Source organism: Nonomuraea basaltis (assembly GCF_005893125.1).
Classification (GTDB): domain Bacteria; phylum Actinomycetota; class Actinomycetes; order Streptosporangiales; family Streptosporangiaceae; genus Nonomuraea; species Nonomuraea basaltis.
Genome location: NZ_VCJS01000110.1, coordinates 1 through 13415 on the forward strand (window position 1 = coordinate 1; position 13415 = coordinate 13415).

12 protein-coding genes are annotated in these 13415 nt (G+C 71.9%); 6 read left to right on the plus strand and 6 right to left on the minus strand.

The window, feature by feature from the left end; translation table 11 throughout:
• Together EJK15_RS38970 and EJK15_RS38975 are read right to left on the minus strand one after the other, a co-directional pair.
• A partial coding sequence (locus EJK15_RS38970; protein WP_240777490.1) for a glycosyltransferase family 2 protein occupies window positions 1-889 on the minus strand: 889 nt, incomplete at its 3' end.
• Entirely contained in the window at window positions 886-2529 is a 1644-nt protein-coding gene (locus EJK15_RS38975) for a carbamoyltransferase family protein (RefSeq protein ID WP_138715496.1), read from the minus strand. The genes EJK15_RS38970 and EJK15_RS38975, both read right to left, overlap by 4 nt.
• A gap of 172 nt (window positions 2530-2701) precedes the next feature.
• Between EJK15_RS38975 and EJK15_RS38980 the strand changes: the two genes are divergently transcribed.
• The 3 genes from EJK15_RS38980 (at window position 2702) to EJK15_RS38990 (ending at window position 4675) form a co-directional block, all read left to right on the plus strand.
• The gene (locus EJK15_RS38980) at window positions 2702-3301 is read left to right on the plus strand and encodes a D-glycero-alpha-D-manno-heptose-1,7-bisphosphate 7-phosphatase (protein ID WP_240777491.1); all 600 of its coding nucleotides are present in this window, start codon (window positions 2702-2704) and stop codon (window positions 3299-3301) included.
• Window positions 3298-4221, plus strand: coding sequence for a glycosyltransferase (locus EJK15_RS38985; protein ID WP_171074778.1), 924 nt, complete (start codon window positions 3298-3300; stop codon window positions 4219-4221). Before EJK15_RS38980 ends, EJK15_RS38985 begins: the two co-directional genes overlap by 4 nt.
• A 166-nt stretch (window positions 4222-4387) precedes the next feature.
• On the plus strand, window positions 4388-4675 hold the full coding sequence (locus EJK15_RS38990; protein WP_276615476.1) for a WhiB family transcriptional regulator: 288 nt from the start codon (window positions 4388-4390) through the stop codon (window positions 4673-4675).
• Here EJK15_RS38990 and EJK15_RS38995 read toward each other — a convergent pair.
• Window positions 4611-5096 carry a peptide deformylase gene (locus EJK15_RS38995; protein WP_138715498.1) on the minus strand — a complete coding sequence of 162 codons (486 nt, stop codon included), beginning with the start codon at window positions 5094-5096 and terminating at the stop codon, window positions 4611-4613. The two genes, EJK15_RS38990 and EJK15_RS38995, sit on opposite strands and share 65 nt — an antisense overlap.
• Window positions 5097-5324: 228 nt before the next feature.
• Here EJK15_RS38995 and EJK15_RS39000 point away from each other — a divergent pair, with 228 nt between their 5' ends.
• Both EJK15_RS39000 and EJK15_RS39005 read left to right on the plus strand, forming a co-directional pair.
• A complete protein-coding gene (locus EJK15_RS39000) occupies window positions 5325-6491 on the plus strand; it encodes a uroporphyrinogen-III synthase (RefSeq protein WP_138715499.1) in 1167 nt (388 codons plus the stop codon).
• Entirely contained in the window at window positions 6488-7201 is a 714-nt protein-coding gene (locus EJK15_RS39005) for a sirohydrochlorin chelatase (protein ID WP_138715500.1), read from the plus strand. Before EJK15_RS39000 ends, EJK15_RS39005 begins: the two co-directional genes overlap by 4 nt.
• A 47-nt stretch (window positions 7202-7248) precedes the next feature.
• Here the strand turns inward: EJK15_RS39005 and EJK15_RS73195 are convergent, their stop codons facing one another.
• From EJK15_RS73195 to EJK15_RS39020, 3 genes are all read right to left on the minus strand, one after another.
• Entirely contained in the window at window positions 7249-7572 is a 324-nt protein-coding gene (locus EJK15_RS73195; protein WP_138715501.1) for a TetR/AcrR family transcriptional regulator C-terminal domain-containing protein, read from the minus strand.
• Window positions 7573-8038: 466 nt separating this feature from the next.
• Window positions 8039-8893: a PAC2 family protein gene (locus EJK15_RS39015; protein ID WP_138715502.1), complete on the minus strand. Its 855-nt coding sequence runs from the start codon at window positions 8891-8893 to the stop codon at window positions 8039-8041.
• Window positions 8894-9281: 388 nt separating this feature from the next.
• Window positions 9282-9740 carry a universal stress protein gene (locus tag EJK15_RS39020; protein WP_138715503.1) on the minus strand — a complete coding sequence of 153 codons (459 nt, stop codon included), beginning with the start codon at window positions 9738-9740 and terminating at the stop codon, window positions 9282-9284.
• A gap of 174 nt (window positions 9741-9914) precedes the next feature.
• Between EJK15_RS39020 and metH the strand changes: the two genes are divergently transcribed.
• The gene (gene metH, locus EJK15_RS39025; RefSeq protein WP_138715504.1) at window positions 9915-13379 is read left to right on the plus strand and encodes a methionine synthase; all 3465 of its coding nucleotides are present in this window, start codon (window positions 9915-9917) and stop codon (window positions 13377-13379) included.
• The last annotated feature ends 36 nt before the right edge of the window (window positions 13380-13415 follow it).

Here is a 13415-nt window from a genome sequence, read left to right on the forward strand (position 1 = left end):
CCGCCGCCCCACGCCCCCCGGCCCGCCGATCCCGTCCGGCGAGCGGAAGGCTGTCCGGCCGTGCGGCGCGCCGGGTGGCCATCGCCGCCAGCGTCACCGCCGCCAGCCCGGCCGCCGTCGTCACGGCGTGCACGCGGATCCGGCCGCGCCCGGCCCCGGTGACCGCGCGCCACCCGGGCCCGTGCAGGCGCCGCATCAGCGCGTCGTCGGCGTTGCCCCGCTGGAAGCGCACGCTGGCCCAGAACCCGTCCCGGCGGACCGGATGAGCCGTCATCCGCTCGCCGCGCACGAGCCCGTACCCCGCCCGCGTCACCCGCAGCGCGAGGTCGGCGTCCTCCCGGTACGCCCGCGGGAACCGCTCATCGAACCCGCCGACGGCCTCCAGCACGGCCCGCCGGTAGGCCATGTCGGCCGTCACCCACAGCCCGTCCATGAGCCCGGCCGTGTGCCGCTCGCCGTCGGCAGGCCGGCGATCGGACGGCAGCGGCACCACGATGCGCCCCTGGCTGCCCGCCACGTCCTCGGGCAGGTCCACCAGGTCCTTCCAGATCGCCTCGGCCCACCCCGGCTGGGGGATCACGTCGTCGTCGAGGAACACCACCCAGGGCGTGTCCGCCGCCCGCCAGCCGGCGTTGCGGGCGGCCGCGGGCCCCCGGCCACCAGATCGGACGACTCGTGCATGCTCGGGTAGATCAGACAAAACGGCGAGTGGCGTCACGCCCTGCTCCTTCGAGTGGCTGCCACCGCCAGAACGGAAAGTACCCACGCGAGCGCGATCCGTAACCGCGTGGCGATCGTCCACCACGATCACCGGCACCCCGGAGTCCACCGCCGCCAGAGTGTCCCGCAGCGTGGGCCGTCCGATGGTGGGGATCACGACGGTGATCACGAAGCGAGCACCTCCCCGCGCCGCACCAGGTACGGCCCGAGGACGAGGACGTCCACCGGTGCGGACCCGAAGCATTCGAGCGCGTCACGGGGATCGTCGACCATGGGCCGCCCGGCGGTGTTCAGGCTCGTGTTGACGATCACCGGCAGCCCCGTGCGGGCCTCGAACTCCGTCAGCACCCGCGCCATCAGCGGCTCGGCGGCGGGGGAGACGGTCTGGATGCGCGCGGTCCCGTCCACGTGCACGACGGCCGGGATGCGCGCCGCCCAGTCCGGTTGCACGTCGTGCACGAACAGCATGTACGGCGACGGCACGGGGCCGCGGCCGAAGATCTGGCGGGCCCGCGACTCCAGCACCATCGGCGCGATCGGCCGGAACTGCTCGCGCCCCTTGACGTCGTTGAGCCGCTCGGTGTTGCCCGCGTACCCCGGATGAGCCAGCAGCGACCGGTGCCCGAGTGCGCGCGGCCCGTACTCGGCCCGTCCCTGGAACCAGGCCACGATCTTGTCGGCGGCCAGCTCGGCGGCCACCGCCGCGGCCAGGTCGGCGGGCCGGGAGTGCGGCACCTTGGCCACGTCCAGCCACGCCCCGAGCTCCTCGTCGGTGAAGCCGCGCCCCAGCGCCGCGGTCGGCATGGGGCCGGCCGGCTCGCCGTAGGCCTGCGCCAGGTGCAGTGCCCCGCCGAGGGCTGTCCCCGAGTCGCCCGCCGCGGGCTGTGCCCACACCTCGTCGAACGGCCCCTCGGCCAGCAGCCTGGTGTTGGCCACGCAGTTCAGCGCGACGCCGCCGGCCAGCGCGAGCCGCCGCTCGCCGGTCCGCCCGTGCAGCCAGCGCACCAGCTCCATGAGCACCTCCTCCAGCCGGGCCTGCACGCTGGCGGCCAGGTCGGCGTGGTCGGAGGTCCACGGGGTGCCCTTGGACAGGGCTTTGGCGTACACGTTCCAGTCGACCGGCTCGACGCGGAACCCGCCGTCGCCGGTCGTGTAGATGACCTCGCGCAGCGCCTCCAGGTGACGGGGCTCCCCGTAGGAGGCCATCGCCATCACCTTGTACTCGTCGCTGGAGCGCAGGAAGCCCAGGTGCTCGGTGACGTCCTCGTACATGAGGCCGAGCGAGTGCGGCAGCTCCTGCGTGGCCAGCGCCTCCAGCTCGCCGTCGCGGTAGCGGCCCGCCAGGTGCGAGACGTTCTCGCCCCGGCCGTCGCACACCAGCACCGCGCAGTCGCGCCCCTGCGTTGACCACTGGGCGGCCAGCCCCGCCGAGGCGGCGTGGGCCACATGATGCGGCACGTACGCGACCCGCCCCGGGTCCAGGCCCGGCAGCGCGGTGGCCAGGAACAGGGGAGCGCGCACCGCGTACTTCGTGCGCAGGTCCTCCCACTCGCCCTCCGGCCGCCGCACGACCAGGGAAGGGTCGTAGGAGTAGGCCACGACATCGATGTCCTCGGGGGCGAGACCGGCCTCGCGCAGGCACCAGGCGGCGGCCTGCTCGGGCAGCTCCCACGCCGAGAACGCCAGCGGCCGCTTGCCGTGCTTGCGGCGGCTGAAGCGCTCCTCCTCCGCCGCGGCGACGATCCTCCCGTCGGCCACCAGGGCGGCGGCCGGGTCGTGGAAGATCGCGTTGATGCCGAGAAATCTCATGCTTCCTCCCCCACGCGATGTCGAGAACCGCTACCGAGAGAAGCGGTCCCCAAACATCCGGCAAGCCCAGGAGATGCGGAAACAGGCGCAGTCGCCTGCACTTGGTCACGCTAAGTAGTTGTTTGCCGGGATTGCCCCCGGGTAGCTGCCGGACATGCGACGGAGGTGAAAGGTGTTCGAAAAGCGACGTCCCGGCGCCGTGCTCTTCGACCGGGACGGGACCTTGATCAGGGACGTGCCCTACAACGGCGATCCGCGCCGTGTGGAGCCCATGCCGGGGGCGGAGGAGGCGCTGTGCCGGCTGCGCCGCGCCGACGTGCCGGTGGCCGTGGTGACCAACCAGTCCGGCGTGGCCAAGGGCCTGGTGTCCCCCGACGAGATGGACCAGGTGAACGCCAGGGTGGAGGAGCTGCTCGGGCCGTTCGACGCGTGGGCGATCTGCGTCCACGACGACGCCGACGGCTGCACCTGCCGCAAACCCGCGCCCGGACTCGTGATCAGGGCCGCCGCCGTGCTCGACGTCAGCCCCCGCGACTGCGTGGTCGTGGGCGACATAGGCAGAGACATGGAGGCGGCCAGGGCCGCCGGAGCCAGGGGCATCCTGGTCCCCACCGAGGTGACGCGGCCGGAGGAGATCGAGCAGGCCCCCGAGGTCGCCGACGACCTGACCGACGTCGTGGACCGCGTGCTCAGCGACGTCGAGAGCCCTGTGCCCGCCGGAGCTCGCGTCTCGGCGCCGTGGGCCCGCGCGATGGGCTGGAGCCGCTGGTGAGGATCCTCATCTGGCACGTGCACGGCTCGTGGACCAGCGCCTTCATCCGGGGCGGGCACGAGTACGCGCTGCCTCTCGTCCCCGGCCGTGGTCCCGACGGCCGGGGACGCGCGGACACCTTCGACTGGCCGGACGCCGCCCGCGAGGTCCCGTGGGACCGGCTCCGCCACGAGCCGGTCGACGTGGCCGTCTACCAGCGGCCGCACGAGATCGGCCTGGCCCGGGAATGGCTCGGCCGCGACGTGCCCGGCGTGTACGTCGAGCACAACACCCCGGCCGGCGACGTGCCGCGCACCCGGCACCCGCTGGCGGACCGGAGCGACATCACGCTGGTCCACGTCACCCACTTCAACGAGCTGTACTGGGACAACGGCAGGGCGCCCACGCGCGTCATCGAGCACGGCGTCCCCGACCCCGGCCACCTGTACACGGGCGAGCTGCCCCGGGCCGCCGTCGTGGTCAACGAGCCGGTTCGCCGCACCAGGGTCGCCGGGACCGACCTGCTGCCGCGCTTCGCCGAGCGGGTGCCGCTCGACGTGTTCGGCATGAAGGTGGCCGGGCTGCCGTACGGAACCCACGAGGACCTGCCGCAGCACCTCATGCACGCCGAGCTGGCCCGCAGGCGCGTCTACCTGCACCCGTACCGGTGGACCTCGCTCGGGCTGGCCCTCATCGAGGCCATGACCCTGGGCCTGCCGGTGGTGGCGCTGGCCGCCACCGAGGCGATCGAGGCGGTGCCGCAGGAGGCCGGGGTGCTGTCGACGAAGGTGGACGTGCTGGCCGGCGCGCTGCACGCGTTCGTCGAGGACCCCGAGAGCGCCGCGCAGGCGGGCAAGGCGGCGCGGGCGGCGGCGCTGGCCCGCTACGGGCTCGGCAGGTTCCTGTCCGACTGGGACCGGCTGCTCGCCGAGGTCCGATGAGAAATCTGCTGAGTCGACCGCCGATGTGGTGGGCCGCGTTCACGGTCCACCACAGGTAGCAGGGACCGCACCTACCGCCTGGACCAGGCACGACAGCGGGGCGGCAGTCCAGCGAGCAGGTTTCTTGCTGGTATGACCCCCGAACGCATGGGTAGGCGCGAAGGTCATGATGATGATGCTCGACTGGACCCGCAGGGCCGCCTGCCTCGACCTGGACCCGGAATTGTTCTTCCCGATCTCCATGGAAGGGCCGAGTCAGTCGCAGGTCGAGCGGGCCAAGGCGGTGTGCGACGGCTGCCCCGTACGTGAGCCGTGCCTGGAGTACGCGCTCGCCACGCGGCAGGCGTACGGCGTGTGGGGTGGCACCGACCCGGTGCAGCGGCGTGAGCTCACCCTGCCGGCAGAGCCGCCGCGAGAAACCGTTCCCGCTCGGCCGCTTCGAGGTGGTCGCTGAACAGCACGCCGTCGAGGTGGTCGGCCTCGTGCTGCAGCACCCTCGCCAGCATGCCCAGCGCCCTCATCGTGATCGGCTTGCCGAACATGTCGCGGCCACGCGCCGTGACCATGTAGGAACGTTCCAGCGGCCACCACACGCCGGGCGCCGACAGGCACGCCTCGTCGGCGGTGACCCGCCGCTCCGACAGCTCCAGCCGCGGATTGACCAGATGGCCTGATCTGCCGTCGTACGCGTAGACCACCACCCGCACCGGCTCCCCGATCTGCGGGGCCGACAGCCCGGCTCGGCCGGCTCCCGCCCGCATCGTGGCGGTCAGCGACTTGACCAGCCGCCGCAGCTCCCGATCGAAGTCGCGGACCGGCTCCGCGACCGAACGGAGCACCGGATCATCGAACGTGCGAATAGGCCGGACCGTCACCCGTCACTCCCCGATAGGCGGCGTCGTCACGACGAACGTTTCCCGCGATCGCGCGAGCCAACCGCGAAGGTCCTGCCTTGTAGCACAGCGGTAACAGAAGAGACTCAGGGGCGAAACCACCCGAAAGCAGTATCGGAGGGTGATCTCACTTGCGTCACACGCGCCTGTGATGCCTGGCCGAGTGCTCGGGGCCCGGCCAGGCATCCTTGAACACCTGGAGGTGACGGTATGAGTGCGCTCCCCCTAGAGGGCATCTCGTCCCCGGAAACAGCGCCCGACGCGCTGTCGGGCTTCACCATCGGCGTGACCGCCACGCGGCGCCGCGAGGAGTTCGGCGCGCTGCTGGAGCGGCGCGGCGCGCGTGTGGTCAGCGCGCCCGCGATCCGGCTGGTCCCCCTGGCCGAGGACACCGACCTGCTCGCCGCCACCAGGCTCGCCCTGGAGGCGCCGCTCGACGACGTGGTGGTCACCACGGGCGTGGGCTTCCGCGGCTGGATGGCCGCCGCCGAGGGCTGGGGGCTGTCGGCCGACCTCGGCGAGCACCTGACCACGAGCCGCCTGCTCACCCGCGGGCCGAAGGCCAGAGGAGCGGTGCGGGCCGCCGGGCTCAACGACTACTGGACCCCCGCCACCGAGTCGTGCCAGGAGGTCAAGCAGTACCTCCTCGCCCAGGACCTGCGCGGCCGGCGCATCGCGGTGCAGCAGCACGGCGAGCCGCTCAGCGAGTTCGTGGCCGAGCTGCGCCAGGCGGGCGCCGAGGTGATCGAGATCCCGGTCTACCGGTGGCTGCCGTACCGCGACATCTCGCCGCTGCGCCGCCTCATCAGCCAGACGATCTCCGGCTCGGTCGACGCGGTGGCCTTCACCAGCGCGCCCGCCGTGCACGCCATGCTGGGCGCGGCGCGCGCGGAGGGGCTGGAGGAGGCGCTGCTGGCGGCGTTCAGCGGGTCCGTCGTGGCCGCCTGCGTGGGGCCCGTCACCGCCGAGCCGCTGGTCTCGCGCGGCGTGCCGACGCTGCAGCCGGAGCGCTCGCGGCTCGGCGCGCTGGCCCGCGCCCTGGCCAGGCACCTGCCCGAGCACGGCGTCACCAGGCTCCTGGCGGGCGAGCACCAGCTGGAGATCCGCGGCCACGCCGTGGTCGTGGACGGCGAGCTGCGCCCCCTGCCGCCCGCCCCCATGGCGGTGCTCAAGCGGCTGGCCGACAAGCCGGGGCACGTGGTGTCCCGCGCCGAGCTGCGTACCGTGCTGCCGGGCAGCATCGCGCGCGACTCGGCCGAGCACGCCGTGGAGATGGCCATCACGCGGCTGCGCCGCGCGCTCGGCCCGAGCGGGATCGTCGAGACGGTCGTCAAGCGCGGCTACCGGCTCGCCTGCCAGTACGAGGTGGGGATGTGACGCCGGCACTCGTCCTGGCCGCACACGGAACACGCAGCTCCGCGGGGGAGGAGACCCTGTCCGCCCTGGCGGAGACGGTCAGGAGGGCCCGTCCCGGGCAGCGGGTCGAGCTCAGCTACCTGGAGATCAGCTCGCCCCTGCTGTCCGACGTGCTCCCCGCCGTACCCGGCCCCGTGGTCGTGGTGCCGCTGCTGCTGGCGGGCGGCTACCACGTCCACATCGACCTGCCCGAGGTGATCGCCGAGCACCGCCCCGACGCGGTGGTGGCCGGCTGGCTCGGCCCGCACCGGCTGCTGACGTCGGTGCTGGCCCGCAAGCTCGCGCGGGCGGGGCTGCGCGCCACGGACGCGGTCGTGCTCGGCGCGGCCGGCTCCTCCGACCCGGCCGCCCTCGCCGACGTCCGCGCCGCCGCCCACCAGCTCGCGGTACGCCTGGCGCGACCGGTCACGGCGGCCTTCGCCTCGGCCGGCTCCCCGTCGCTGGAGGAGGCCATGGAGCGGCTCGGCTCGACGCCGGCCGCCCGCGTGGCGATCGCCTCGTACGTGCTCGCGCCCGGCTTCTTCCACGACCGCCTGGCGGCGGCGGGCGCGGGACTGGTGAGCGAGCCGCTGGGCGCCGACCCGGACGTGGCGGCGCTGATCTGGCACCGCTACGACGAGGCCCTGCGCGGCCGCCGCACCGTGCCGCAGACCGCCCGGGCGTCGTCGTAGGGCTTGGGTCGCCCTAGGACGAACTGGTCCTACGGCGGCCTAGGGCGTCAAGCTACGGCGGGCGTGGCCGGGACGGGCTCGAGACGCAGCTCGCGCACGATCTCCCGGGCGCTCGCCTCACGCGACGGGCTCGCGTCGGCGCCGACGAACATCTCGATGTAGGCCCGGTGGAAGCAGCCCGCGATCAGCAGCCGGGCGCTGGCGTCCGGGTCGACGTCGGACCGGACCCGTCCCAGGCGCTGCTCGGCCGCCAGGTAGGCGGCCAGCGGCGCGGTCTCCGTATAAGGGCCGAGCCCGGTGTCCTTGATGGCCTGGCGGAAACGGACCGTCACGTTGGGCGAGGTGAACGCGGGCAGCGCCGCGCTCTGCACATCGATGTAGTAATCAATGCCCGCTCGCGCAATCGGCAGAAGATTGTCTGATACGCACCCTTTTCCAGTGCTGTGGGCTAGATCGTGAAGGATGCTAAGCCAGAGCGGAAGCCGGTCCTGGAGCAGGGCGAGGAAGTGGTCCACAGGACCGCCTGTGCGGTCCTCCCTGAGGGAGACGGCCATCTCCAGGATGCGCCGCCGGGTGTCCTGACTTCTTTGGTGCGGGTCTACATGGGAAGTCGCCATCGCGTGCCTAACGTGCGCGGTCAGTGGGTAGGCATCACGGCGCGAAGCCGAGTTTTTTGCGTTTATCGGGATAGAAGGCGTGAGTCTGGGGTCCCAACTTGGTTGCAATCTTGTATGGTCCCCGATTATTACCCGAAATCGCGAAAAATTGTCGGTTTTAATCCCTGAGGGTTAGCTGTCAGTGTCGCGGCGGGAGAGGCTCGCGGTGCTGCCGTGGACGTCAGCCGTCGGTGTCGCTGTCGCGTCGGCGCAGGTAGCGCTCGAACTCGGCGGCGATCGCGTCCCCGCTGGCCTCGGGCAGCTCGACGGCGTCCTTGCGCTCCTCGAGCTCCTTGACGTACTCGGCCACCTCGGTGTCCTGCGAGGCCAGCTCGTCGACGCCGTGCTCCCAGGCGAGGGCCTCCTCGTCGAGGTCCCCGAGCGGCATCGGCATCTCCAGCACGTCCTCCATGCGGCGCAGCAGCGCCAGCGTGGCCTTCGGGTTGGGCGGCTGGGCCACATAGTGCGGCACGGAGGCCCACAGCGAGATCGCATCGAGCCCGGCCTGGCCGAACGCGTGCTGCAGCACCCCGACGATGCCCGTCGGGCCCTCGTAGCGGCTCAGCTCGAGGCCGGTCGAGCGGGCCAGCGTCGCGTCGGTCGCGCCGCCGAGGATGGGCACCGGGCGGGTGTGCGGCGAGTCGTTGAGCAGCGCACCCAGCATCACGGCCAGCTCGACGCCCAGCTCGCGGCAGATCTCGATGATGTCGGCGCAGAAGGAGCGCCAGCGCATGTTGGGCTCGATGCCGCGCAGCAGCACGACGTCGCGCTCGCTGCCCGGGGGGCGGGCGCGCAGCAGCCGCGTCGTCGGCCAGACGATCGACTGGGTCAGCCCGTCGTTCATCTCGACCACGGGACGCGTCACTTGGAAGTCGTAGTAGTCGTCGGGGTCGAGCGCGATGAGGGGCTCGGCCTTCCACGCTGATTCGAGATGGGCGATCACGCCGCTGGAGGCCTCGCCCGCGTCGTTCCACCCCTCGAACGCGGCTATGAGCACCGGGTCGACGAGCTCGGGGAGCCCTTCGAGCTCAATCACGTGTCGCCTCCTCTCTCCATCGTCCCGCTTAGCCTATGCGGTAAGGAGGCGTCAGCGTCACCGATCTCCCTTCGAACGCCCCGCCCCGCATGCCCGGGCCGCCGCCTCCACCGGATCCCGGCCCAGCGGCGAAACCGGCCGCCCCCTCCGATGCCGCTCCGCCCACAAGGCCCCGAACGCGGGCGTGTCGAGCCAAACGGCACCCCACATTGCGCCCGCCGTTCTGGTGCCGCCCGCTGCCTTCATGTCGCGCCGCGTGCGGTCCTTCCTGCCGCGCCGTCCGCCGTCTCCGTGTGCCGCGTCCGGTGTCCTTCACGCGGCGTGATTCCCTCCTCACGATGCGCTCGCGCAGATTCAGGGTTGGGCGGCATCCCGCGCGTGTGCCGGGTCAGCGTCCGCCCTCGGTGGTGTGCACGATCAGCACGTCGCAGGAGGCACGGTGGGAGACGCCCGAGGGCACGGAGCCGAGCAGCCGTCCGGCCAGGCTGTTGAGCCCGCGGTTGCCCACCACGATCAGGTCGGCGCGGTGCCTGGCGGCCAGCGTGACGAGCACGTCCACGGCGTCGCCCTGCTCGGCGGTCAGCAGGACGTCGGTGGCGCCCGCCGCGATGGCATGCTCGCGCGCCGCCCGCAGCGCGTCGTCGGCCGGGGTGGAGCCGCTCACCTTGTACGCGAGCTCGCCGAGCCGATCGGCGGCCGCCGCGCGCTCGCTCTCCCGCATGGGCAGGTACGCGCAGGCCAGGACGAGGACGGCGCCGGTGGCAGCGGCCAGGGACGCCGCCGCGGAGACGGCACGGAAGGAGGAGGCCGACCCGTCGGTGCCGACCAGCACGGTGCGATAGGCCATGGAGACCCCAATTGGACGCGACGTTCAATTGACTACCGGCAGACTAGCGCCCCCTCGCTCACGCGAGCACCGCCCGTACCATCTCCCATCCGCACATACCGCCACGACCCACTCGAACGATCTTCATGGTGGGTTCGAACAGGGCCCGGGGCGCACCCGATAAGCTCTATGCCCATGAGCATCTCCCCGTCCTTCCGAGAAGTGTTGTCTCAACGCGTGATCGTCGCCGACGGCGCGATGGGCACGATGCTTCAGGCCCAGGACCCGACGCTCGATGACTTCCACGGTCACGAGGGCTGCAACGAGGTGCTCAACGTCACCCGGCCCGACATCGTGCGCGGCGTCCACGACGCTTATTTCGCCGTCGGCGTCGACTGCGTCGAGACCAACACCTTCGGCGCCAACCTCGCCGCCCTCGGCGAATACGACATCTCCGATCGCGTCTTCGAATACTCCGAGGCCGGCGCCAGGATCGCCCGCGAGTCCGCCGACCAATGGTCCACTCCGGACCACCCGCGTTTCGTGCTCGGCTCGATCGGCCCCGGCACCAAGCTGCCCACGCTCGGCCACCTGCCCTATTCCAGCCTCCGCGACGCCTACCGCGACAACGCGGCGGGCCTGATCGCGGGCGGCGCCGACGCGCTGATCATCGAGACCTGCCAGGACCTGCTCCAGGTCAAGGCCGCCGTCATCGGCGCCAAGCGGGCCGCCGAGGCGGCGGGCCGCGACGTGCCGATCATCGCGCAGGTGACGATCGAGACCAACGGCGCGATGCTGCTCGGCTCCGAGATCGGCGCCGCGCTGACCGCGATCGAGCCGCTCGGCGTCGACATCATCGGCCTCAACTGCGCGACCGGCCCCGCCGAGATGAGCGAGCACCTGCGCTACCTCGCCCGCCACTCCCGGCTCAAGCTCAGCTGCATGCCCAACGCCGGCCTGCCGGTGCTGACCGCCGACGGCGCCTACTACCCGCTCTCGGCGCAGGAGCTGGCCGACGCGCACGACACGTTCACCCGCGACTACGGCCTGTCCCTGGTCGGCGGCTGCTGCGGCACCACGCCCGAGCACCTGCGCCAGGTGGTGGAGCGGGTGCGCGGCAAGGAGGTCGCGCGCCGCCGCCCGCACCCCGAGCCGGGCGCGTCCTCGCTCTACCAGACCGTGCCGTTCCGGCAGGACACCTCCTACCTGGCCATCGGCGAGCGCTGCAACACCAACGGCTCCAAGGCCTTCCGCGAGGCCATGCTGGCGGGCCGCTGGGACGACTGCGTGGAGACGGCCCGCGACCAGGCCCGCGACGGCGCCCACATGCTCGACCTGTGCGTCGACTACGTCGGCCGCGACGGCGTGGCAGACATGAAGGAGCTGGCCTTCCGCTTCGCCACCGCCTCCACCCTGCCGATCATGCTCGACTCGACCGAGCCGGCGGTGCTGCAGGCCGGGCTGGAGATGCTCGGCGGCCGCGCCGCCGTCAACTCCGTCAACTACGAGGACGGCGACGGCCCCGACTCCCGTTTCCAGAAGATCATGCGTCTCGTACGCGAGCACGGCTCCGCCGTGGTCGCGCTGACCATCGACGAGGAGGGCCAGGCCCGCACCGCCGACTGGAAGGTACGCGTCGCCACCCGCCTCATCGAGGACCTGACCGGCAACTGGGGCATGCGGGTCGAGGACATCATCGTCGACTGCCTGACCTTCCCCATCGCCACCGGCCAGGAGGAGACCAGGCGCGACGGCTTGGAGACCATCGAGGCCATCCGCGAGCTCAAGCGCCGCTACCCGGGCGTGCAGACCACGCTGGGCCTGTCCAACATCAGCTTCGGCCTCAACCCGGCCGCCCGCATGGTGCTCAACTCGGTGTTCCTCAACGAGTGCGTCAACGCCGGGCTCGACTCCGCCATCGTGCACGCCTCCAAGATCCTGCCGATGGCGCGCATCCCTGACGAGCAGCGCCAGGTCGCGCTCGACATGGTCTACGACCGCCGCCGCGACGGCTACGACCCGCTGCAGAAGTTCATGGACCTGTTCGAGGGCGTGGACGCCGCCGCGGTGCGCGCGGGCAGGGCCGAGGAACTGGCCGCGCTGCCGCTGTGGGAGCGGCTCAAGCGGCGCATCATCGACGGCGAGCGCAAGGGCCTGGAGGCCGACCTCGACGCCGCGCTGGAGCAGCGCCCCGCCCTGGAGATCATCAACAACGTGCTGCTCGACGGCATGAAGACGGTGGGCGAGCTGTTCGGTTCCGGGCAGATGCAGCTGCCGTTCGTGCTGCAGTCGGCCGAGGTCATGAAGGCCGCCGTCGCCTACCTCGAGCCCCACATGGACCGCGTCGAGGGCGAGACGAAGGGCCGCATCGTGCTGGCCACCGTCAAGGGCGACGTCCACGACATCGGCAAGAACCTCGTCGACATCATCCTGTCCAACAACGGCTACCAGGTGGTCAACCTCGGCATCAAACAGCCGGTCTCGGCCATCCTGGAGGCCGCCGACGAGCAGAAGGCCGACGTCATCGGCATGTCGGGGCTGCTGGTGAAGTCGACGGTCATCATGAAGGAGAACCTGGAGGAGATGAACTCCAGGGGCCTGTCGCAGAAATATCCCGTGCTCCTCGGCGGCGCCGCCCTGACCCGCGCCTACGTCGAGCAGGACCTGGCCGAGCAGTTCCAGGGTGAGGTGCGCTACGCCCGCGACGCGTTCGAGGGGCTGCGGCTGATGGACTCGTTCATGGCCGTCAAGCGCGGCGTCGCCGGCGCGACGCTGCCGCCGCTGCGCGAGCGGCGCGTCAAGACCGGTGCCGTGCTCGCCCGCACACCGGTCGAGGAGCTGCCCGCCCGCTCCGACGTGGCCGCCGACAACCCGGTGCCGACCGTGCCCTTCTACGGCGACCGCGTCGTCAAGGGCATCTCGCTGTCCGACTACTCCGCCTTCCTCGACGAGCGGGCGCTGTTCCTCGGCCAGTGGGGGCTCAAGCCCACCAGGGGCGGCGACGGGCCCGGCTACGAGGAGCTGGTCGAGACCGAGGGCCGGCCGCGGCTGCGCATGTGGCTGGAGCGCATCCAGACCGAGGGCCTGCTGGAGGCCGCCGTCGTCTACGGCCACTTCCCGTGCGTCAGCGACGGCGACTCGCTGATCGTCCTCGGCGACGACGGCGACGAGCGCACCCGCTTCACCTTCCCGCGCCAGCGCCGCGACCGTCACCTGTGCCTGTCCGACTTCTTCCGGTCCAAGGACTCCGGGGAGGTCGACGTGGTCGGCTTCCAGGTGGCCACCATGGGCTCGAAGATCTCCGAGGCCACGGCCGAGCTGTTCGCCAAGGACGCCTACCGCGACTACCTGGAGCTGCATGGCCTGTCGGTGCAGCTCACCGAGGCGCTGGCCGAATACTGGCACGCCAGGGTCCGCGCGGAGTGGGGCGTCGGCGGCGACGAGTCGCTCGACGACATGCTCAAGGTCAACGTCCGGGGCTGCCGCTACTCCTTCGGCTACCCGGCCTGCCCCAACCTCGAGGACCAGGTGCAGCTGTTCCAGCTGCTCAGCCCCGAGCGCATCGGCGTGACGCTGTCGGAGGAGTTCCAGCTCCACCCCGAGCAGGCCACCTCCGCGCTGGTCGCCCACCATCCCGAGGCCAAATACTTCAACGTCTGACCCGCCCCGGGTCGCTCGCCGTTCACGGTCGGACGG

Coding starts and splice junctions, on each gene's coding strand:
- EJK15_RS38975 (WP_138715496.1), bottom strand. CDS start 2,529: ATGAGATTTCTCGGCATCAACGCGATCTTCCACGACCCGGCCGCCGCC.
- EJK15_RS38990 (WP_276615476.1), top strand. CDS start 4,388: ATGATGATGATGCTCGACTGGACCCGCAGGGCCGCCTGCCTCGACCTG.
- EJK15_RS39000 (WP_138715499.1), top strand. CDS start 5,325: ATGAGTGCGCTCCCCCTAGAGGGCATCTCGTCCCCGGAAACAGCGCCC.
- EJK15_RS39020 (WP_138715503.1), bottom strand. CDS start 9,740: ATGGCCTATCGCACCGTGCTGGTCGGCACCGACGGGTCGGCCTCCTCC.
- metH (WP_138715504.1), top strand. CDS start 9,915: ATGAGCATCTCCCCGTCCTTCCGAGAAGTGTTGTCTCAACGCGTGATC.